Origin of the sequence: Pseudomonas sp. NBRC 111127 (genome assembly GCF_001320345.1) — a bacterium.
GTDB classification, from domain to species: Bacteria; Pseudomonadota; Gammaproteobacteria; order Pseudomonadales; family Pseudomonadaceae; genus Aquipseudomonas; species Aquipseudomonas juntendi.
Map to the genome: position 1 here is coordinate 1 of NZ_BCBD01000070.1, position 20601 is coordinate 20601.

At 54.6% G+C, this 20601-nt stretch carries 25 protein-coding genes; 13 read left to right on the forward strand and 12 right to left on the reverse strand.

Going from position 1 to position 20601, the window contains the following annotated elements; all coding sequences use genetic code 11:
• The 3 genes from APH30_RS29095 to APH30_RS14410 all read left to right on the forward strand — a co-directional run.
• Window positions 1-1836 (forward strand): hypothetical protein (locus tag APH30_RS29095; protein ID WP_054912912.1); only part of this gene is annotated, 1836 nt, incomplete at its 5' end.
• 113 nt (window positions 1837-1949) lie between these two features.
• Window positions 1950-2468 (forward strand): single-stranded DNA-binding protein, encoded by a 519-nt coding sequence (locus tag APH30_RS14405; RefSeq protein ID WP_054912913.1) that lies wholly within the window; start codon window positions 1950-1952, stop codon window positions 2466-2468.
• A gap of 204 nt (window positions 2469-2672) precedes the next feature.
• Complete coding sequence (locus tag APH30_RS14410; protein ID WP_054912914.1) at window positions 2673-3590, forward strand: Abi family protein; 918 nt, start codon at window positions 2673-2675, stop codon at window positions 3588-3590.
• Between the two features lie 75 nt (window positions 3591-3665).
• Here APH30_RS14410 and APH30_RS14415 read toward each other — a convergent pair whose 3' ends face one another.
• Window positions 3666-4949, reverse strand: coding sequence for a Y-family DNA polymerase (locus APH30_RS14415; protein ID WP_054912915.1), 1284 nt, complete (start codon window positions 4947-4949; stop codon window positions 3666-3668).
• The gene (locus APH30_RS14420; protein WP_054912916.1) at window positions 4939-5367 is read right to left on the reverse strand and encodes a LexA family transcriptional regulator; all 429 of its coding nucleotides are present in this window, start codon (window positions 5365-5367) and stop codon (window positions 4939-4941) included. Before APH30_RS14420 ends, APH30_RS14415 begins: the two co-directional genes overlap by 11 nt.
• A 155-nt stretch (window positions 5368-5522) precedes the next feature.
• On the opposite strand from APH30_RS14420, the gene APH30_RS14425 reads away from it, so the two are divergent.
• A complete protein-coding gene (locus tag APH30_RS14425) occupies window positions 5523-6011 on the forward strand; it encodes a hypothetical protein (protein WP_054912917.1) in 489 nt (162 codons plus the stop codon).
• A 76-nt stretch (window positions 6012-6087) separates the two neighbouring features.
• Here APH30_RS14425 and APH30_RS28740 read toward each other — a convergent pair whose 3' ends face one another.
• Window positions 6088-6507 carry an AsnC family protein gene (locus APH30_RS28740; protein ID WP_102642953.1) on the reverse strand — a complete coding sequence of 140 codons (420 nt, stop codon included), beginning with the start codon at window positions 6505-6507 and terminating at the stop codon, window positions 6088-6090.
• A gap of 201 nt (window positions 6508-6708) precedes the next feature.
• Between APH30_RS28740 and APH30_RS14430 the strand changes: the two genes are divergently transcribed.
• The 3 genes from APH30_RS14430 to APH30_RS29550 are packed head-to-tail and all read left to right on the forward strand — an operon-like array spanning window position 6709 to window position 9057.
• Window positions 6709-8316, forward strand: coding sequence for a DNA sulfur modification protein DndB (locus APH30_RS14430; protein ID WP_054912918.1), 1608 nt, complete (start codon window positions 6709-6711; stop codon window positions 8314-8316).
• A 53-nt stretch (window positions 8317-8369) separates the two neighbouring features.
• The gene (locus tag APH30_RS14435) at window positions 8370-8783 is read left to right on the forward strand and encodes a hypothetical protein (RefSeq protein ID WP_054912919.1); all 414 of its coding nucleotides are present in this window, start codon (window positions 8370-8372) and stop codon (window positions 8781-8783) included.
• Window positions 8784-8814: 31 nt separating this feature from the next.
• A complete protein-coding gene (locus APH30_RS29550) occupies window positions 8815-9057 on the forward strand; it encodes an antirestriction protein ArdR (RefSeq protein WP_082416173.1) in 243 nt (80 codons plus the stop codon).
• 341 nt (window positions 9058-9398) lie between these two features.
• Here the strand turns inward: APH30_RS29550 and APH30_RS14445 are convergent, their stop codons facing one another.
• The 7 genes from APH30_RS14445 to APH30_RS28745 form a co-directional block, all read right to left on the reverse strand.
• Window positions 9399-10346 carry a tyrosine-type recombinase/integrase gene (locus APH30_RS14445; RefSeq protein ID WP_054912921.1) on the reverse strand — a complete coding sequence of 316 codons (948 nt, stop codon included), beginning with the start codon at window positions 10344-10346 and terminating at the stop codon, window positions 9399-9401.
• A complete protein-coding gene (locus APH30_RS14450) occupies window positions 10346-10870 on the reverse strand; it encodes a hypothetical protein (RefSeq protein ID WP_054912922.1) in 525 nt (174 codons plus the stop codon). The genes APH30_RS14445 and APH30_RS14450 overlap by 1 nt, the downstream gene beginning before the upstream one ends.
• A gap of 71 nt (window positions 10871-10941) precedes the next feature.
• Window positions 10942-11190, reverse strand: a complete 249-nt coding sequence (locus APH30_RS14455; protein ID WP_054912923.1) for a hypothetical protein — start codon at window positions 11188-11190, stop codon at window positions 10942-10944.
• 44 nt (window positions 11191-11234) lie between these two features.
• On the reverse strand, window positions 11235-11735 hold the full coding sequence (locus APH30_RS14460) for a hypothetical protein (protein WP_054912924.1): 501 nt from the start codon (window positions 11733-11735) through the stop codon (window positions 11235-11237).
• A 96-nt stretch (window positions 11736-11831) separates the two neighbouring features.
• Entirely contained in the window at window positions 11832-12461 is a 630-nt protein-coding gene (locus tag APH30_RS14465; protein WP_054912925.1) for a hypothetical protein, read from the reverse strand.
• Entirely contained in the window at window positions 12454-13158 is a 705-nt protein-coding gene (locus APH30_RS14470) for a P-loop NTPase (protein ID WP_054912926.1), read from the reverse strand. Before APH30_RS14470 ends, APH30_RS14465 begins: the two co-directional genes overlap by 8 nt.
• Window positions 13159-13169: 11 nt before the next feature.
• Window positions 13170-13598, reverse strand: coding sequence for a hypothetical protein (locus tag APH30_RS28745; RefSeq protein ID WP_156326475.1), 429 nt, complete (start codon window positions 13596-13598; stop codon window positions 13170-13172).
• A gap of 246 nt (window positions 13599-13844) precedes the next feature.
• Here APH30_RS28745 and mobA point away from each other — a divergent pair, with 246 nt between their 5' ends.
• The 6 genes from mobA to icmT all read left to right on the forward strand — a co-directional run bounded on the left by mobA (window position 13845) and on the right by icmT (window position 19186).
• A complete protein-coding gene (gene mobA / locus APH30_RS14475) occupies window positions 13845-14147 on the forward strand; it encodes a plasmid mobilization protein MobA (RefSeq protein ID WP_009682506.1) in 303 nt (100 codons plus the stop codon).
• 53 nt (window positions 14148-14200) lie between these two features.
• Window positions 14201-16363, forward strand: a complete 2163-nt coding sequence (gene traI, locus APH30_RS14490; RefSeq protein WP_218186806.1) for a TraI/MobA(P) family conjugative relaxase — start codon at window positions 14201-14203, stop codon at window positions 16361-16363.
• 61 nt (window positions 16364-16424) lie between these two features.
• Complete coding sequence (locus APH30_RS14495) at window positions 16425-16883, forward strand: DotD/TraH family lipoprotein (RefSeq protein WP_054912930.1); 459 nt, start codon at window positions 16425-16427, stop codon at window positions 16881-16883.
• 14 nt (window positions 16884-16897) lie between these two features.
• The gene (locus APH30_RS14500; protein WP_054912931.1) at window positions 16898-17758 is read left to right on the forward strand and encodes a type IV secretory system conjugative DNA transfer family protein; all 861 of its coding nucleotides are present in this window, start codon (window positions 16898-16900) and stop codon (window positions 17756-17758) included.
• Window positions 17755-18933: a plasmid transfer ATPase TraJ gene (traJ, locus tag APH30_RS14505; protein WP_054912932.1), complete on the forward strand. Its 1179-nt coding sequence runs from the start codon at window positions 17755-17757 to the stop codon at window positions 18931-18933. Before APH30_RS14500 ends, traJ begins: the two co-directional genes overlap by 4 nt.
• On the forward strand, window positions 18923-19186 hold the full coding sequence (gene icmT / locus APH30_RS29310) for an IcmT/TraK family protein (RefSeq protein WP_054912933.1): 264 nt from the start codon (window positions 18923-18925) through the stop codon (window positions 19184-19186). Before traJ ends, icmT begins: the two co-directional genes overlap by 11 nt.
• Before the next feature lie 35 nt (window positions 19187-19221).
• Here icmT and APH30_RS14515 read toward each other — a convergent pair whose 3' ends face one another.
• Together APH30_RS14515 and APH30_RS14520 are read right to left on the reverse strand one after the other, a co-directional pair.
• Window positions 19222-19914 (reverse strand): hypothetical protein, encoded by a 693-nt coding sequence (locus tag APH30_RS14515; RefSeq protein ID WP_123084025.1) that lies wholly within the window; start codon window positions 19912-19914, stop codon window positions 19222-19224.
• Window positions 19901-20431, reverse strand: coding sequence for a hypothetical protein (locus APH30_RS14520; RefSeq protein WP_054912934.1), 531 nt, complete (start codon window positions 20429-20431; stop codon window positions 19901-19903). The genes APH30_RS14515 and APH30_RS14520 overlap by 14 nt, the downstream gene beginning before the upstream one ends.
• Window positions 20432-20601: the final 170 nt, after the last annotated feature.

Below are 20601 nucleotides of genomic sequence, written 5' to 3' on the forward strand. Positions count from 1 at the left end.
AACCAAGGGGTGCTGATTCGACATGATTCGTCTCATGTCTGGGGGGCTGGAGGCCTGATCGTTTCGAAAAAGGCGATCAACCTCAACGTCTCCCGCACAGAAATCCTGCGCAAAACCTGCCCCGTCTGGAAACCGATCGCCAAAGAGTTCAGGCGCCTGGCTCAGGATGTATCGGCAAAGCTGGGGGATCACCGTAAGACTGAAGCTCGCCGGGAAAAATCGGCGCGATCATTGCTCAGCGGTGACGAGAATATCTGCGATGTGTTTGCTAAGGAGGAAGTCATTACGCTGCTCCCTGGCAAGCGGCACATCACGCTCATGGACTTTCGCCTCAAGGCTTTCAACTGGCACAAGGGCATGTACACCCTGATCGAACATGGCAATGATATTCCCAAAGGTGAAGCTATCGCCCGGGAAGGTTTGATCCAAATCGTCCACCCGAAGACCTTGGAGCGATTCGGCTGTCACAATCACATCGACTTTGAGGAAGCGCTCGAGCGCGCTCTCTGCAACGTCAGTGAGGCAGCGCAGGCGATTGAAGATCGCGGCGAACGGGGCCCTTGGTTCTGGCGAGGTAAACCGTTGGATGCGCCAGCATTGGCGGCATACTCCACATTTCGTGACGCCTTTATCGAAAGAACACTGATCGTTGACGATCGCCAAACCCTGGACAAGGAAACGCGCAGGGCTTGGACCGCGCTGCGGTGGTGTCTGCAGCACTATGCCGGTGCGTGCGTAGGCGCTGAGCGCTACAGGGACGGAACCCTTCGCTACGACGAAGAGCGGTTGCAGATCCTGCTGGGTGAGTCCAACACTGCCGAGGCTTGGACGGATGGTCGGACGTACCTGGCCATCAGTTGCGATATCGTCAAGCGGCTTAGCAACAAACCACTGGAGACGGTGGCCTACATTTTCGGGCTGGTTGAGCACGAAGTCGCTCACCAGGGCGATAGCATTGCGTGTGGCCATGATGAAGCTTTCTATCAGCGTTACCACGACATCTCGATCCGCATGGCCCCCGAGCGTCAGCGCTTCATGCACAAATGGCTCATGAAATACACCATGAGCTTGGAGCGGGAAGGGCAGAAAAGCCGGGGCCGGGCATGGAGCGAGCGGTACCTTGTCGATCGGGTAGGCAGCGGCCGCATGAAGCGCGGGCTGTCTCCGGTCATCGAGGATGTGACGACAGATCCTGTTGTGACTGAAAGCGTCCCAGAGCAAAGCATGGCGTTGCTTAACATGATCAACGCATCGTTGGTTCAGACAGGTGCGTGCCCTGAACCGCCGAATTGGGAGGCCGTTCGCGAGCAAGCGCGCATCGATCAACAGGCCATGACCGAGCGTGCGCGTGGAGCACATGAAGCAAAAAAAGCGGAAGACGCGGAGTTCGAGCGATACGTAAACAGTATGGAAGAGGACGCCGCCGCTGATGTGCAGAAACTCCTCGCATTGGAGACAACAGAATTCCCCGAGGGCGTCCTGGCTTATCTGGTCCGTTCCATGGTGTATGGCGGGTACTCTGACGACGATATCAAACGCGCCTGGGCCAACAAGGAATGGGAACAGCAGGATCATCCTGGTGAGTATTACCACGAAGACTTCGAACCAGACGAGCCGATTGATCCCGAACTTGAGGCCGCGATGGAAGCAGAATTCGAGCGCGAAATGGCGAATGAAACGCCGATCGCAGACGAGCTATGGCGAATCGACGAAGATTGCCGCCAGTTCGTTTACGAGGGCGAAAATTTTTGGTTGCTCGAGCGTAATGCAGCGGCAGCTGGATTCAGTCGCGTCGAAACCTATCTGAAATGGCGGCACGAAGAGTCGGAAGCCTAGCGCGCCTGATGGCTTGCTGGCCGGTGCGATTCAGGTCGACAAGTCACCCTGCCTAGCACCGGCTCTATCAACACAGCTAAGGCACGCAGTCGTGTCTAGAGAGGAGAGATATCATGGCTCGAGGAGTAAATAAGGTCATTCTGGTCGGCACCTGTGGCCAGGATCCCGAGGTCCGCTACTTGCCCAACGGTAACGCTGTAACCAACCTAAGCCTGGCAACCAGTGAGCAGTGGACAGACAAGCAGACCGGCCAGAAGGTCGAGCGTACTGAGTGGCACCGTGTGTCGCTGTTCGGCAAGGTTGCAGAAATTGCCGGCGAGTACCTGCGTAAAGGTTCGCAGTGCTACATCGAAGGCAAGCTGCAGACCCGAGAGTGGGAAAAAGACGGCGTCAAGCGCTACACCACCGAGATCATCGTAGACATCAACGGCACCCTGCAGCTGCTCGGCGGCCGGCCGCAGCAACAGAGCGGCGATCAATACAGGCAGTCAGGCAACCAGCAAGCTCCGCGTCAGCAGCCTGCACGCCAGGCCCCCCAGCAACCAGCACCGCAGCCGGCAGCCGACTTCGACAGCTTTGATGACGATATACCGTTCATGGATCCCTACCGGTTCAGCTGGAACCTGCAATGACAGCCATGACCGCCGGCTGGATGGCGATAACGCGTTGATTTGGCGTCGTTTTGGCTGGCAGATTGATCAAATTTGATCAACCAGTAGGACCGTGTTAGCATTGATCCCAAGAATAGCCCCCACGCCTCGGGCGGGACTTGTCCCGTACTGCGCACCAGGGGGTTAGTTATTTCTGGCCCCCATGCCCCCGCAGGATGCTTTGGCATGCCGCAAGCACCCCTCTATTTCCTCAAGCCTGCGAAGCCACCCAACGCTCTGCTGCGACACCTGAGGCTCAAAGGCTTAGGTACCCGCGGGCAGCGAGACAAAGCCCTGCACGCTCTAGAGTTCATCGGCTATCACCGCCTGCTGATCTACATGCGGCCGCTGCAGGACCCTCAAAAGCGGTTCTTTGCCACCGTCCAGTTCGACGACATCCTACAGCTTTATGACTTCGATCGGCGGCTACGCCTCGTGTTCCTGGACGCGATCGATAGTATCGAAGTCGCATTCCGCGCGGCGATCATCAACACCTTGGCCCTGGACAAGACCTGCGGCAGTCATTTTTACCTGGACGCCGTTCACTTCCAGGATTGCAAAGCCCATCGCGACGTCATGAAACAGGTGCTGGGCCTTCCAGAAAAAAATGCGGCCATCAAGCATTACTACGATAACTACAACACGCCGGCTCTGCCGCCTGTGTGGACTGTTCTCGAGGCGATGTCTATCGGCCAGCTCTCGCGCCTGTTCAGTGACCTGCACCTGGACCATCGTAAAACTGTGGCGGCCAAATTCGGCTACGACGAGTCCGTGTTGGTGACCTGGCTAAAAAGCCTGACCATCCTTCGAAATGTCTGCGCCCACCATGGCAGGCTGTGGAACGCATCGATTACCGCAGATGCGCCAAAATATGCCAAGGCTATTGCCGCTGAGTTTCCCAGTCACAATGATCGAGGGCGCATTTTTGCGCGAGCAGTCGTCGTCCAGGCTTTGCTCGCAAAAATCGACCCCACTTCCGACTGGAAAGTACGGTTCAAGCAGTTGATGTCGACCCTGCCTACGGCCGGCCTGGGGAAAGCAGGCCGAACCACGGCCGAGCTAGGCCTAGTTGCAGGTTGGGAGATCCGTCCATTCTGGTCTTGACTCAGGCGTGCGCCCGGCTGGTCGAGCCCGCCGGGCTTTGTTTATCCCTCCGCCACTTTGAGGATGCTTTGCTCCTCAAATGCACCTGACTTTCCACAGCTGGTCCCAGTTGGTCATGTAACTGGGGCTTAGCAATGCCCGGCGCATACCCCAGTCCGGGGTCAGCGGTACAGCAGCAGTACGCAGGCAGTCATGCCCCCAGCGACGGTTGATCCGATCCATTGTTGCCATGAGTGCGTCGGATCGCTCAGGCTGGCTCGGGCTGAACAGATCTTGCGTGAACTCGCCCCGTTTACGTAGATCCATCAACAGGACCTCGGCCTTGCTGTAGGCAAAGCCAGGTCGGTAGATCTGCTCGACTGCCTTCAGTGCGTACTTAGTCAGCTGGCGTACATCGTCGGTGGGGTAGGGGGGAATGCACGTTGCCGCATTCGCGTACTTCGGCCCATCCCCGTGAAACGAGGTTTGAATGCCGATCCGCAAGGCGCCGCACAGCGAGCTCTGCATGCGCAATTTCTCTGCGGCGCGGTGAATGTATGTCGCCACTGCTTCCTGAAGGCCCTTGAGCGTGTGGACCCGCTGGCCGAACATCTTGCTCGAGCAGATTGATTGCTTAGGTGCCACGGATTGCTCCAGGTCCATGCAGGATTCACCTTTGAGCTCGCGTATTGTGCGCTCCAGTACGACGCTGTATTTGCGTCCCATGGCCCGAGGATCTGCCTGGGATAGTTCCCATGCCGTACTGATGCCGTCGCGCGCCAGGTTGTCACGCATGCGTCTGCCAATGCCCCACACTTCATCGACCGGCATGCGACGGAGTAGCCATTCGACGGCCTCGGGCTTGCGCAGGTCGACAACCCCGCCAGTCCTTTCCCGCCACACCTTTGAAGCGTGTTGCGCAGCCTTAGCCAGTGTCTTTGTGTGCCCGATGCCTATGCCGACCGGCAGGGCGGTCCACTGCAGCACCCGTGCCTGGATGGCCCTGCCAACATCACCGATCGGCTCAGGATGTCCATCGAGCCGCACGAATAGTTCGTCGATTGAGTACCTTTCCCAATCTTGCACCAACGACGCGATAGCAACCCCGCAGCGATGGCTTAACTCGCCGTACAAGGAATAATTCGAACTGAACACCGCAACTCCATGCCGCTCCAGGAACGCCCGCACCTTGAAGTAGGGGTCACCCATTTTCAGGCCGAGCGCTTTCGCTTCTGTGGTCCGGGCCACGATACAGCCATCCGAGTTGGACAAGACGACGACTGGGCGCTGCCGCAGCTCGGGCCTGAAAATGCGCTCACAGCTGCAGTAGAACGAGTTGACGTCCACTAGGCCGAAAATCGGCCGCGATTCACAGTGCATGAGGTGTCAGGACCCAGGTCACCACCCCGAACACCTCGATAGTGCCGTACTCGCTGGGAACGATGTTTTTGTACGCTGAATTTGCTGACTCCAGTACCCACCCTGCAGCCGACTTGGCCAGTCGCTTCACCAGGGGCTGATTGTCCACGTAAGCGAGGACAATATGGCCGGCAGTCGGAGAGATCGATCGGTCAACCACCAAGAGACTACCATCGAAGATGCCGGCGTCGCGCATGCTGTCACCTTCAACCTGGACGATCCAGACATGGGCAGCACGGATGTTCATGCGCTCATCTAGTGACAATGGCGCTTCGTAGTAGTCAGCCGCAGGGCTGGGAAAGCCGCCCGCCGCAGCGCCAGCCAGGACTTGTAGAAGCTGCGTTGAAGGCGCCAGCGGGTAAGGTGTTAGGGCATTCATGAAGGCACCAGAGAATAACTGTTTGCATATACAGTAATTCAGCAATGGCTGTGCGGCTAGCTTCGGTTAGACAAATGGTGATTTCGCAGACGGCAGCAACGGGCGGTTGATGCTGTGATACCCTAACGCATATATCTATTAGCAGGAGAAAAAATATGCAAGTTATTGAAAAGGAAAGGCTACTCCAAATTTATGAAGAGGAGATCGAGGCCGCATATGCCGAGCTTCTTGATGCGTTTATGAACCTCCTGACCCTTGGAGTAGGGGATACCAGGTCTATGGCCGGTCGATGTGGTGCGCGAGTTGCTGCAGCACATAAGCGATGCAAGCGTGGATTAGTCTTTTCCGAGCTGGTGATCGCTCGGGATGCTGGCCTGGATATCACCCCCACGGTTGCGGAGCACGTTTGTGAACGGCTGATCGGCCGCGGTGTAGATTTCCGAAAGGCGCTGACTTTCTTCGGGACACCAGGCCGTACTGCAGCTCAAAAATCTGGCGTGGTGCGCGAGGATATGGCCAGCATTGAAGCGCAGCTGGCACCGCAGGTGAGTATGCTCATTTATGAAATGTCTGTGATACGTGAACGCCACAAGAAGGAGTACGGCGACCGCGTAGAGGCCGCTGTAAAGGAGCTCCAAGAGTGATAGGAGCTTAATACATACATGCGTTTGGCACCCTAATACATATATATGTTAGGGAATTTAAGCTTCTGCCGCTTCGTTAGGGGAGACCAGGCTTCGCACTTTTTAGCCTCTTCCGGCGCTGAGCGACAGCTTGCCTGGAACAGCCTGCACGGCGTGCAATCTCCGCATTACTCGTGGTTGGCAGAAGATGGTCGAAATTTTCCAGCTTTAGTCCTGGGCGAGCTTCAAAAATGCCGACCTGCATTAGCCGTCGCCTGCGGCCAATTTCGTATGCAGTGACACCGAATATTTTTGCCAGCGCTACGTCCGACATTGTACCTAAGAGCGAGTCATACGCCTTGCTGACCGCATTGTCGCCCGACCATGGTGGAATGCCTTTATTGGCCCGACGGATCTGCACTGCATTGGTTGTCGTTCCTGCCAGATAAGCCACGATGCGATCGTAGCATTGGCCAAGCAGCCAGTCGTAGGGTTCAATTTTGGAGTATTTGGGCATCGCCGCTTCCTGCTGGTCCTGTCCGGTTGGAGTGCTTGATCAACCGCCAAGGTAGCGCAAATGAATAACGGTACCCTAACAGATATATACATTAGCGTTGCCGCCGCGCCTCAGCCCTCCACGCCAACACTGAAAAATCTATATACATACGTACGTACGTATATTATCATTGTTGCATTCACCAGGTAATCGGAGGCTGGAATGTACGACGCAGTGATCGCCAAAGAAGCGTGCTCCCTTGAGGCGCAGCAGTTTGTACCAGGGGAGGTTGTTTCGATCCACAGAGACGGTACAGCGGCTCGTAATGCCGCGGACAAAGCCAACAAGCGCAAAGGCGAATACGGCCTTTTTGTGGCGGTTCACTCAGAGAGCCTGGTGAAGAAGGGGGATTTGCGCGAAGACCTTTTGAATCAGTACGAGCTGAATGAGCGCCGTGGGTATGGCAAGCGTCTGATGCGGGCAATCTTGTCTGATGAGCTCACCGGTAAGCGCAACGTAATGGCTGACGACGCTGGATATCACCTGCAGCATTTAGGCATTACCTTGGAGGACCTCAAGGAGTGGTACGAAGAAGAGGTTCGGGCAGAGCATCTTGAACAACAGATCCGCTCCCAAGAGCATGCACACTTGCGCGCAAGAGGCTTCGAGGCTCAAAAGGCGATCGACGAGATTCGGAACCAACCTTGCTTTGCCGTGCCGGCCGTTCGCGGTATCCAGGCCGGGCAGGAGTATTTTCTGGCACAGATTCCATACCCGATCCTGGCTCGCTTGTTTGTTTTCGACGAAGAGGAAGCAGTGCCTGCAGAATTACGCGCTCAGCGCGCGTTGAACAAGAAACGGGCAGAATCCATCAGTGAATACATGCTCGACAACCGGGACACCTATGTACTGCCGGCGCTCACAGCTAGCGTCGACAAGGCTATGGCTTTCGAAGCACTTGAAGGTATCGAGCAGCTTGGCACGCTTCACATTCCAATGAGCGCCACCATGCTGATAAATGACGGGCAGCACCGTCGCTTGGCTATCGAAATGGCACTGCGCAACGACGAAACCCTTCGCCACGAAACAGCGCCGGTACAGATTCACTTTGACCAGGGCCTGCAGCGCTCTCAGCAAATCTTTGCTGACATCAACAGTAAGGCGGTGAAGCCATCCAGTGCGATCAATGCTCTGTATGACCACCGCAATCCTTACAACACCTGGCTCCAGGATCTCCTCACCCAACTGCCTGCAATCAAGCGAAAAATCGACTTTGAGAACGGTTCCCCGGGCATGCGTTCGTCTAAGCTTTGGAGCTTGGTTGCCTTCAAAAAATTCGTGACGCTGCTCACTGGGCTCAGCGAGAAAACCATCACTGGCCTGGAGGATGAAGAGCTAATGGACTGCGCCGACCTTGTGCGTGAGTTCCTTGAAGGTTGCGAGAAGTACATCCCCCAGTGGGGCGACATGCTATCCGGCAAGATCGCTGCCTCGGACGTTCGCGAAAATTTCGTCATCGGACACGCGGTCTTCCTTGAGGCGCTCGGGATGTTCGGTCGCGAAGCGCTGTTCTACGGTACGCATCTATCGCCTCAAGAAAAGAATGCCAAGGTCGTTGATCCTGGCAAGGCTAAGTGGCATGTCATGAGACCCCTCGAAGCTGTTCAACCGTCGAAAAGCGACGGCATGTGGGAGAATCGGTGCGTGGTATTGGGCAAAATGCAAAAGACGGTCGACGGGACCAAAGCTACCGCCGCTCAGCTGCTTTCGATCGCCAACATTCCTTTGCCGGAATCGCTGGCCGAGCTGCACCAACGCATCATCAAGTAAACACATCGCTTCGAGGCGCGTAGACGCCTCGATCTGAATTCAAGGAGATCGTTATGTCTGTAGGAAACGAGGGGTTGATCTCGGTCGGTACTGCGCTGGTGGCAGTTGTCGCTGCCGGCTGCACTCATGGTGTGCTGCAGCTGTTACCAGAAGTGAGCTTTGCCGCGCACAGCTGGATGATGATCGGGGTGCTGATCGCTGTCGGCATACTGGGGGCAGGTCTCTGGTGCGAAATCCAGCCTGATAACTTTGGCATGATCTCGGCAATTGCTGTTACACCCCTTGCCGTTGCAGCTTTCTGGGGAGGGCTTTGGCCTGCGATGACGGAGTGGGGAGCGATCGGCTTGGCGTTTCCTGGACAGACGCCACCGGTTGCTTGGTGGGCCTCGAGCGCGGTGAAGTGGCTAGGACTCGCAGCAATACTGGGTGGTGGGTACTACTGGCTGTACCGGAGAAGCTTCAACTAAATTCGGACTGGATTTTTGATGGGAGGAGCAAGTGAATATTGAGATCGAAACCCTTCAGAAGACGGCTCAGCATTGGCGAGAAAGTAATCAGTGTCATCAGGGGGGAATTGTCCTGGTGTGGCAGGGGGCTGTGTACGGTTGGAAAAACGAGCTGCGTGACCCCCAGCATGAACAGCCAGGCGCTTTCGCCGTCGATTCAGCCGGGAAGGTGTTCATCGCTGAGGGTGGTGACCCCTACAATGGTGCCATACGCTGGTCGCCTCTAGCACTTTGATTTGGGAGATGCACATTTGATGGACGCTCAGAAAGGAGCATTGCGATATTACGCCTGGGCAATATGGTTCAGCTCCCTGGCGTGGATCGTTAGCAAGCTTGCGGTCTACTCTACCGCTCATGGTGGGGTGACCGAGAGCTGGTTGTTCGTAATCCTATTCGGGGTAGTAGCATTGGCTCCCAAGGGCATTCAAGGCCTGATACTAGCTTCGAACTACCGTAAAGACATGAAGGCGGCAGAGTTGCGTCTTGCAGGTTACAGTCTTGGCTGGGTGATATTGTTAGCCATTGGCCTGTACGGGTTTCTGAAATATCTCCCGTAGGGAAACTCGGGAAGTCGATTCAGTATTTTACTTTATAGGTCGGAGAATCCTCCGGCCTCTGGCCGCGCCGATCGTAGAGACGTGTGGTGCTGATATTGGAATGTCCCAGCCAGGTTTGAACCTTCGCTATATCAGCCTCGTGCTCCAATGCGTTGGTTGCCGCAGTAGCTCGCAACCCGTGCACGCCCAGGCCAGCCACCGCTATGCCGGCTGATTTGGCCCAAAACCCGATGATCGAATAGATACCGTTGGCCAGCAAACGAGCCCCGGGCGTACGCCCGCGAACGGAGCGAAACAATGGGCCGGTAGTCCGCTCCCCATCAGCCTCCAGGTACTGGTGGATCCGCTCTGCCGCCACCGGATGGAGTGGGAGGTAACGAACTTTGCGGCCCTTGCCATGCACCTTCAAATGACGAATGCCGCGGCGTTCCTGCAGGTCGACAACATCCAAGCTTGCTGCCTCCTCACGACGCAAACCGTGGTACAGGAGAACCGCCAGCAGTGCTCGATCCCGAAGCCCCTTTACGCTGTCTTGATCTGGAGCCTCGAGCAACGCCTTGGCCTGGTCGTCGCCCAGCGCCGGCGTTTTACCTTCATTGCTCTCATTCGGAGGCCGCTTGACGCCATGAACAGGATTTCCTCCCGCTACAGCGTTGCTGTCCAAAAGATGGTCAAACAAACTGGTCAGCGCCGCCAGCTTTCGCCGGATCGTCGCAGCTGACAGCACTCTTCGCTCTAGGTCCGATCGCCAGGCAAGAACATGCGCCCGTTGAACCTCCCGGAACTGGTCTGGGTGGACAATGCCTACGAAGGCGGTGAAGTCGCCGATATCAATACTGTAGGCGCGTCGGGTCTGAGGATTATCAATGTTGGCCAACCACTCGGTAGCAGCTGGTACATCCGATAGAGCCAGGTACTGTGCTTCGGTGAGTTTGCCAGGCTGCCTGGTTACCAGGAGTTCTTTCATCAACGCATCCGCCGTCGTCTATTGGGCATGCTGGTTTCGACAGGATCAACAAGCTTCGCGTTAAGTAGCTGCTCCCACCGCTGGGTCTCCGCATCCATTTCATCTTCACCACGGATTTCCGCGGCAATGGAGCCTCCAGCCTTTGCTAGCGCGGATCTTGCTTTCGACCAAAAGCCTAGTGCCGATCCCCAAATGTGTACCGGGACGATCGGGACCTGATGCTGGTCATGAAGCACTTTGAGCGTGGCCAGGCCATGACCACTCGCACGGTACTGATCGTCGACCTCGATCTTGTGAACGTAAACGCGGTCGAGGGCCGGGTTCAAACCGTACTCAATGCTGCCCACACGAGTAGCGCCGGCATAGATGCCAGCGTAAAGAGTCGGAGAGGGAAAGCCAAACTGCAGCGGGTGCGAACTTTCCCGTTCAGTCACTAACTGAACAGGTTGTTCGATTCTAGTCTTTTTGGGGGATTTTCGGCGCGTGTGTTCGAAAAAGTCACGCAGAGGATCAAACCAGTCCACGAATCCACTCCCTGCCTAAAATTGGTGATAACGTATTTTATCACCAATTTAGGAATGTAGGGGGAGGGTGGTTATCCTGCGCTTAAACGAGCTTGAAATGCTTCCATTTCCTGCATAGTGCTGATGTCTGGAACGAGTCTTGGGGTCAGGTTGAGCTGCGCCGAGATGTAGGCCAGCGTCCGAACGCGATCAACCGAGGTGTTCATCGCTTTGGCAACGCGCTTGGCTGCACCTGGTCGATTCAACGCGCAATGAGCAGCTTCCAAAATTTGCGCAAGCAAATCATCGTCGAGCTGGCTGAGCATGTCTTTCAAGTCCATAGGATCCATCCTTTCGTGACCCAACAATAAGTGCCGCGGACGGCCTACAGGGCGGTGATTTCAGCGTTCATGATGCAGGCCAGATCGGCGCCCAGTTGCCGGCGAATGCGAGCAACAGAGCTATCCGTTGGAGCCGCCTTATAAAACGAGAACTCGGGCGAGCTCGAATGCTGCAGGACAATCAGATGAGTCTTGCCAAGGCGTTTCAGCCTCCGCAGTTGGGCAACTTCATCGACCATCTGAGTGATCGCCATGTCGAACCATTCAGGTGCATCTGTAGGTTCATCCATGGCGAGGCCCTGGAAGGTCAATTGAAGTTGGTAGCCGTTCGCTTTCAACTCCGCAACCAAAGCCGTCTGCAGCGCAGGGTCGATTTCAACGCGAGTCATGCCGCCATCGCCATTATTGGATACGAGTCCAAGCATTTTGTTATGGAGATAGACTTTGCATGACCACGCGAGGCCTCTCGATGTTTCGGCTTCCTTATAACCCTTAATGTCCAGCCCGACACCGCGATACGCCTTGATGTTTGAGTACGTGTCCATAATTGACCTCCGTATTAACGTACAGACATTATACCCATAAATTCCGTATTGTGTATATTATACGGAATAGAGAGGCCAAAAAAAATGGCCCCCTACTCAAAGTACAAATCCCAGAGAAAGCGACGATATGGCAAGCAACAGGCCCAGCAACAACACCGACTTTAGAGTTGGTTTTTGGTTTATGAATGTCGTTCCGAACAGCCCAGCAGCGACTAAAGGCAGGAGCCATCCCACGGGCGCATTGAAAATCATCGAGCAGATATTGAATAGTGGTCCTTTTGCAGAGGCAATTTTCGCCCAATAAGGAACTTGGCCACTGCCAAGCACAAACCCAACAGTCATGCACAGACCTGCAAAACAAAGCAGTGCGCATAGTACAAAACCCCAGGCCCTCCATCGAGCAGCATCAGCCACTTTGAGAGCCACAGCCTGGCTCGCTTCGCTTACAGCAGCCGACAATGTGGACAGTGCCTTCTTTGTCTCAGCATCAGCCATCTCAGCAAATAATGACTTGTGCTTGTCGACCTGTTTATCAACCTGCCTGGCAATCAGTTCTGGATACTTGGAATACATCGTATCGTAGGACTGCAAAGCCATTAAGATAAGCCAGAGAGAATCATTGTTATGCAGGTTCAAGGCATTTTTAACCCGATAGAGATCCTGCACCTCTTTCTCAGAAGCCTGTCGTCCTAAGAGCTTCTCAAAGGCAACCTCAATATCATCCATTGAGAACCTCCCCTATCACTTTATTCACATCACGGCGCCACCGGGTAAGTTCAGCTCGGTTTCCGATCGGCAGTTCCTTCAATGCTTGCCCGATCGATAGTCGTTTGCTGTAGAGATCGTCACTCACACGATCCGCCAGATCTGGCAGCATCAGAGACTTACCACCAGCACCCTCGATGGATTCTCTGATTTTTGAATTGTTGTAAAGCTCGAACTTTATTTCGTCACCAAAGTAAGCATTACGAATTACATGGATAGTGGAGTCTGGGAGTGCTTCACGGTATTCCTTGAGCAGTTCTAAGCTGTCACGTTGCCGGTTAATCACCCACAGCGTGATCAGTTGCCTGTTCAACTCACCGAGCGTGCTGTTCAACGTTTCTCCATACGCTGCTACGCCTTTGTTATTCCGTGCAGCGGTATTGACAACTACAACATGATCACGGAATTCGTCGCAGACGTTAACAAGATCAATCCAGCCGTTTGCATCGTCCAAATCAATCAGCCTGCACTCAACTTCGTCTTTATACATCTTCCAAACGTCTGGATTGGAGGTGTCCGATTCAATCAGCAGAATCTTGAAACCAGCCTGCATCAATGTGTCAACTAGGCCTACCGTTGTGAAGCTCTTTCCTACGCCACCTTTACCACCACCGACGAGGTAGATTTGACCAACCAGGGCAATCGATTTTTCTTTCATAGGTTCTCTCCTCAGATGTCATCCTTATCATTTTTCGGTGTAAACCCGGGATTTCCTTGTCGTGTTACCCCGGTTGTTACCTGGCGTCCACTTGGCACAGCTTCAGTACCTTTCTCAGTGGATTTTTCTTTGCTCCCTTGGTGAACCTCAGCGGGAGCCCTACGACGTGTTACAGGCGTGCGTCGATTTCGACCTTTCGCCGAACCCCTCGCCCTAGTGAGATAGCTTTTCAGCGTTGTCTCTGAAATTGGCATTCCACCTGCGGTCAAAATTTCCGAGATTTTCGCCAGGCTGTATCCACGCGCCTGCAGAACCTTTATCGACTCTTGCATCATCTCGACTGCCTTCAGCTTTGAGACCGGCTTGTCCGGTTGCTCCACCTCTGGCAGGTTTTCGAGATCACCCATGAGCTTCTCGATTTGCGAAATGGTGAATCTCATTTGGCCTCCCCCCTAATGTCCTCTTTGCCCTGATTCTATGGGCATCCCTTGCGGAGTCAAGTTCCGTACGATAGCCTTGATACGAAATGAGGTCTATGGTTTTGGACAGGGTAGGGTTTGTACTCCCGCCATAAATGGCGTCCGTCCAACCGGCATCGCTGGCAGTCGTTTCACTCCCTTGCGATGCCTACCACCCTGCTCAGGGCTACGCCCCGAGACCCCTTGGAACACCTGAGGATCCTGCTTATGAGTACCAGCGAGCAAAGGCGTCGTACCGGTCGGTTACCACCTATCCGGTGCTTCGAGGATGAAGAGGAAATCGTCCGTGACAAAGCTAAGGACTGCGGGCAGAGCGTGGGTCAATTCATGCTCGCTGCTGCGCTGGGAAGGCGTACGAGGTCAAAAGTGGAGGGCCATATCCTCAATGAGTTGAGGAGGCTTGGAGGCCTACAGAAACATTTGTTCAATGAAGGCGGTGGGAAGCTTTCGAAGGAGTACGCACAGATCCTGGTGGCATTGAAGGCTGCTATTGAAAGGATCGGTTCGTAATGTTAGCGAAGGTGCCACCAAAGCGGGCCGACGGGAGCTCAAGCTTCTCAGCGTTGGTCGACTACGCAACAGAGCGTGACGAAGATAAGGAGACACAAACTGATGAGCTCACTCCAGGCCACAGCCGAAGAGACGACTCAATTCTTGAGTCTGCTCGAGAACATATCGAAAGAGCAGCAGACCGTTTGCGAGAGATTGGACGAATTGATGCTGCAACTCAAAATGCCATCCGAGAACGTGCTCGAAGTATTGGAATTGCTCTTGATACCAATGGGCGTCGATATCAACAGGATCAACACTCAGTTCCAGACCGCTTTGACGAGCCTGGACCCATCACAGACAGAGGGGTAAACGCTGATGGACATGAAAGCCGTCTTGCCGTTGCTCAGCACCATCTTGCAGCAGCAGCAAACCATCTCCGACAAGCTACTAGAGATCATCCTGACTTTGCGGCAAGAGCAAGATCCCGTGGAGCCAACCTTGCGTTTCATGCTGCAGCCGCTCAAAGAAGGGATGCAAGAGATGAGCTCAATGCTATCGCCGAGCTCGAATCAGGACTCCTCCTCGGAGCTCCAGTAAGGGAAATTACACGTTCCGGCGTCTCCTGCCAGCATAATTGCTTGAGCCTGGCGACAGCCGCCGCCGAGATGAAAGCAGTGGCTGCTCAGAATTCCCGTGTTAAGGATCCTGTCTACCATGTCATTCTGAGCTGGCCAGAATCAGAGAAGCCTACTGACGATCAAGCCTTTGATTGTGCACTGCATGCGATGGATGCGGTCGGAATGGGTGGACACCAGTATGTGTTTGCTATTCACCATGATACGGACAATGTTCACTTACATATGACAGTGAATCGTGTCCACCCTGACTCGTATAACGCGGTGTATCCAGATAGAGATTACTTCAAGCTCGATTATGCAATGCGTGAGCTTGAGCTTCGTTATGGTTGGGCACACGACAATGGTCCTTACAGTGTAACCAACTCCACAGGCAAACCAGAAATTTCTTGGTCGGCCTCCAAACCGAAATTCCAGGGTAAGCAGCCAACTCGGGCTGCGGATATGGAACATCATTTGGACCAGGAAAGCTTGCACACTTATTGTCGTGGTGAGCCCCGCGAGGCTGTTGCCTCACTTCTGAAAAAGAAAAGTTTAACCTGGCAGAAGCTTCACGCCGAACTAGCACGTTACGGGTTGGGGATGAAACCCAAAGGCCGCGGGATGGGCATTTATTCTCTTGATGATTTGAGTCTGGTGCCTATCAAAGCAAGCGATATGCATGAAGCGCTTTCTAAAGCGCGCTTGGAAAAGCGACTAGGGGACTATGAAGAGCGCAGAGTCTCTCAAGAGTTGATGGCTCTTATGAGCTATGACAAGTTTGTCAGTCCACGACGCAATCCGGAAGATCGCCAGCAGCGCCGGTCAGAGCGGGCTAACTTGCGCAGGGCGCTACGTGCCCGGTATGAAGCCTATCGGACAAAATTTGTTTATCGCCGAGTTGATAAAGAGTGGGTAAAGCAACAATTCAAGCGCATACGCGACGACGCCAGGCAGCAGCGCCTGGACATCAGAGTGCGTATAAGAAATCCTAAGGATCGAAAAGCATTTTACAGTATCTTGGCTTTCGAAACACTAAGGGCCAGAGAAGAACTGAAAACTAAGATTTCTAAAATGCGGGCAGAGCTAAAAAATGATCCATCTAACAAAAGGCTCTCTTATCGTGAATGGGTTGAGAAAGAAGCAGCCACTGGAGATCCGGGGGCAATCAGCCAACTTCGTGGTTTCGCCTATGGCGAAAAACGTGCTGCAAAAGCCGAAGGGGCTAACAGGTTCGAATTTGCTCTGGATCTTGATCCCAGATATCAATCGATTGATGGAATGCTCGGCGTGGTTAGAAAAAACGGATCGGTCATCTACCGGCGGGCTGCAGGCGATCCAGGGTTCGTAGACCTAGGGGGTCAGTTCAGTTTCCCTGGCCAGGTGGTCGACAGTGAGCTGATCACTCGAGCCATACGTGCGATGCCAAACATATCGGCTTCCGGTGCTGCGTTGCGTATTACAGGCAGCACCGAGTTCAAGCGCTCAGTGGTTGAGGCTTTGGTTGATGAACGGTACGCCGGCCCCTTGGCAGATCCGGAGCTTGAACAATTGCTGCGGAAGGTCAAGGCCGAACGGGACGCACAGCAGAGGTCAAGAAGTGGCCCCCGCGGGGGATAGTGTTTGCCTGCGCCCATTCCGTATTATAGTATCTATACGAAATCAATGGAGGGTTCGCAAAATGGCCAACAAACGATATCCGATGGCTCTGGTTGCCCTGGCTGTAGCCCTGGGGGGCTGCGCATCAAAGAAACCTGATGAATCGGCACAGCATCTGATCGACCAACAGATCCTCGAGGCGTCACAGCGTATCGAGATGGCCCAGGCCGATCTCTATCAGCAAGGGGCGATCAACAGCCGCGTGGTGATGCGCCTACCTTCGACCATTTTGGACGACAAGCAACGTGTGTCGCTCAAGTGGCAGGGCGATGCAGTCGAGCTTTTGGCGGCTTTGGCCCGTGACCGTGGGCTTGAGTTCTCATTCATGGGCGTGCGTATGCCGCTGCCGGTCGACATCGATGTCAACAAGGTGCCCTACGACACCCTGATGTTGATGATCCGCTCCCAGGTTGGGTACCGCGCCGATGTGACCCAAATGCCTGGCAAGTTGGAACTCCATTACAACCGGCCCAAGGCCTGAACTGGAGGCACGTTATGAAGCGGATTCTCGCATTGTTGCCTTTGATGGTATCCCTTGCTGTCCATGCCAGTGAAAGTCCTGAGCTTGACGCAAGCGGCCAGGTCACCGCGCCGGTCGTTGAAACGGCACCGCCTGATCTCGACTCGTTGCTTAAGCCCCAGTCCAAAGCGACCACCAAGGTCACCGATATCCGAAACCAATTGCTGACCGACATGGGTAACACTGTCGGTTTCCGCGGCGGTATGGCAGCCCGAGCTCGTGAGCTAGTTGACGGTCTTAATGCCCGATCGCCGTCACTCGATGCGATGTTCAAATTCGCACCTCTCATCGCCAAGAACGGCACACTTCCCCCGGTGATCGTAGAGGCCCGGGACGTTGCTGCCTTCTCGCGAGACCAAGTGCGGACAGCAAATCGGGTCTACAAAATTGAGCGGGAAGAAAGGTTCGTGAGCGTCCCACCTACTTGGCGGGACTATCTCTATGTTGGTCTGCCCCTCAATGGCAGTGTTGAACTGCCCGACTTCGAAGCGCGTCCCCAAGACAGCGACGAGGCTGAAATCTGGGAGCAGGCGGTTCGGAAAGGTTGGGACGACGGATACAAGCAGGCTGACGCTATCCTCGAGGCCAACTTCAATCGCTTGAGCCGTGATTATCTCGGAATGCACCTGTACTCCTCGCTCTTGCAGTCCGACATGATTAGCTCTACGAGCGTGGCTGAAAGCCAGCAGACTGTCACAGGTGATGGTAAGCAGATGATGCTTGGCGACAAATTGCGTCGCGTCACCGGCCGGGCGACATTCGAGACTGACCCAAAGAAATGGCGTCCCTCGGTTAAAACGCAGATCCGCCAACCTGGTCAAGGTGCGCCTAAGTGATCAGTCCAACCTTCGAGCCGTACAATTTTGAGGGTGACTTGTCTCCCGATAATTTCATGCGCTTTCTGAAGCTGTGTGCGGACCGGGGCGTATCGGACATCCTTGTCCAGGGCGGCGACTACATATGGGTCGAGCTGCATGGCCGGCAATTGAAAGCGTCGACGACGACCATCAAACAAGGTCAGTTGTCACCGTTGATGGCCTCAGCTTGGTCAGCAGAAATTGAAAGCATGATCAAGCAGGGGGACGAGGGTGTTGACCGGGCCCTGGAGCTGGCAGGCGAAGGCTTTGGGCTGGCACGAGGCACGACGCTGCGCTTTCGGACCAACTTCGTTCAAGCGCGCATCGCCGGTATTGATGAGGCTTATTCGATCACCATGCGAGTGATCCCCTCGGATCTGCCCGACATCGACAAAATGGGCATCGAGCCTGATCTGATTCGGGGCTGCTACGCAGAAATGGGGCTCGTACTGGTCTGCGGCCCTACGGGATCGGGAAAAACAACTTTCCTCGCCGGCTTGTACAAGAAGGCAGGTGCAGAAATGCCTGACCGGAAAGTCATCACCTATGAAGACCCCATCGAGTACGTCCTTGGTGGTCCGCATTGGTTGGGACCGCAACCATCCCAGTCGCAGCTGCGCCGAGACATCGGCGACTTCCCGAAAGCTCTACGAAATGCCATGCGCCGCAAACCCAGTATCATCGGTATTGGTGAAGCTCGGGACCGTGAGACGATTGAGGCAATGACTGAAGCGGGGCTGACTGGTCACCTGTGCTTTGCAACCATGCATACAGAGTCAGTGGCAGAAACTATCAACCGTGCAATTCAAACCTACCCTCCCGACCAACAGGCCGGCATGGCTTCACGCTTGGCCGGTGCATTACGGGTGATTCTGGTACAACGCTTGCTCAAAACTACAGACGGCAAGCGGGCAGCCATCCGCGAATACCTCGTTTTTGATCGTGAAGTGCGCAATGAACTGCAATCCCTGCCTTACACAGACTGGGGGCGTTTCATTCGCGGTTTGTTGGAAAAAGCCGAGGCCACCCTGGATGATAAGGCTTGGAGATTGTTCCGAGCTGGTCGCATAGATACCGGCGAGTTTGTCAGCCTGGCCGGGGCGAAGGAATTCAAAAAACGTTGTGAGCAGGAGGGACTAGACCATGGCATCTAGTTGGAGAAGTGCGTCAATTTCACCCAAAGCTCTCGGCATACCATGTGGCGCATACATGCCGCTGTTGGCTTGCCTTTATGTTGGGCACAGCTTGTGGATCTGGATCGTCGCTGTACTGATCATTGTCTGCTTTGGGGTCATGGCACATATCGGGTGGACGCTGAATGTGTGCTGGAACAAGTTTTTGGGCTTCGCCCGCGGCGGACGGATTGTGGCCCGGCCGTGGTGGTATAGGAAGCGTTTCAGGGATTAAAAAAAACCGCCTTGGAGGCGGTTTTTTTCAGTCCTTCAACGTGCTCGAGGACCTCGGTCCCTATTGGCTTGAGCAGCCAATGGTGCTGCGTCAGAGCTCGCCGGCCCTGGCGGTTCCAGCGTGATCCGAATTCCGGGGTTGAGGCGGCAAGTCGCTTCCTTGATTGCAGACCAGTGTTTATGGGGTAGAACACCCACCGTCAAAGCCTTCTCACTGAAGGCCACCTTAGCTGGGTAGGCAATTACCTTCATATGTTCCCATTCGGGAGCGGCGGTCAGAGTACTCAGCAATTCCGGCCGTTGTTGAAGCAATAGATGAGGTTTCGCTAATTCGGTTTTTGTCGGGGTCAGGCCCTCGCTGACCAACCTTTCACGCAATAGCTCCTGCAGATCATCCATCATGCTCCTGGACATTCTGGCAAACGACACGAAGTCGTGATTGGCCAGATCCTCAGGCTTCATCATGAGTGGATTCTGCTTATGATCGAGCTCCACCAGGAAATCGATCACGGTAAAATGGAGTCGGTTCTTGTCCGCGTAAGCCCTAGCGGCCATGAAACCGTCCTGCTTGCTTTGATAGCCATAAAGTGCCGGGAATACGTCCCCAGGGTGCCCATTGAGAAGCGCACCGCAATCCTTCAAGGCGATCGCGCGCGGCGCCTGGCCAGCGTAGAAATAAACGCTGGAGAGCTCGATAATGTGCGAGTCTGCTTTCTCAGTCGTGCTCACCAATGCCACCTTTTGACCAACCCTGAATCAAGACCTTTTCCACCTTCTGTCGTTCACCTACTTTACTTACGACATCCTGCATCACGCGTTTGCACTGTTTAGGTGTCAAATCCATGCGCTTCAAGGCCTCAACCCACTTCATGACAGGTCGCCCTGGCTTGCCATCGTGAAGCATCAGGCGGTAAACCGAGGGTGGCGATCTGCCAATTAGCGTGGCAAATGTATCTCGATCTTGAGGCGAATCTTGAAGGCCTAAATAGTCGTAAAAATCCTTGATATCCAGCGGTGGCTGCACCGGTGAAGACTCCGGATGCGTCCTGTAGAGAAAAAGCAGCATAGCCACCACGGGGTCGTTGATCTGCTCAGCCGACTTTTCCGGGCCTGTTAGCTCTTCCCATTTCGCTTTCTGCAGGCCAAAGGCATCAGCAGCGGCAACCTTGGTCAGACCGTTCTCGATCCGCCATCTCTCCAAATCCGTCCCACAAATTGGCTGAATTTCATCAGTTCCAATGGACATTTGATCCCCTCAAATGTAGCAGACGTAGCCCTCCTGGGCCTTAGGGCGCGGAGCTTCCCATTCCGCTTTATTTTGAATAATATACACAATACGAAATTTCAGCAGTCACGGTCCAGCCCAGAGCGAAGCGTTTAACCCAACTTTACCCAGCCCCTCTACGGGGGCTCAGG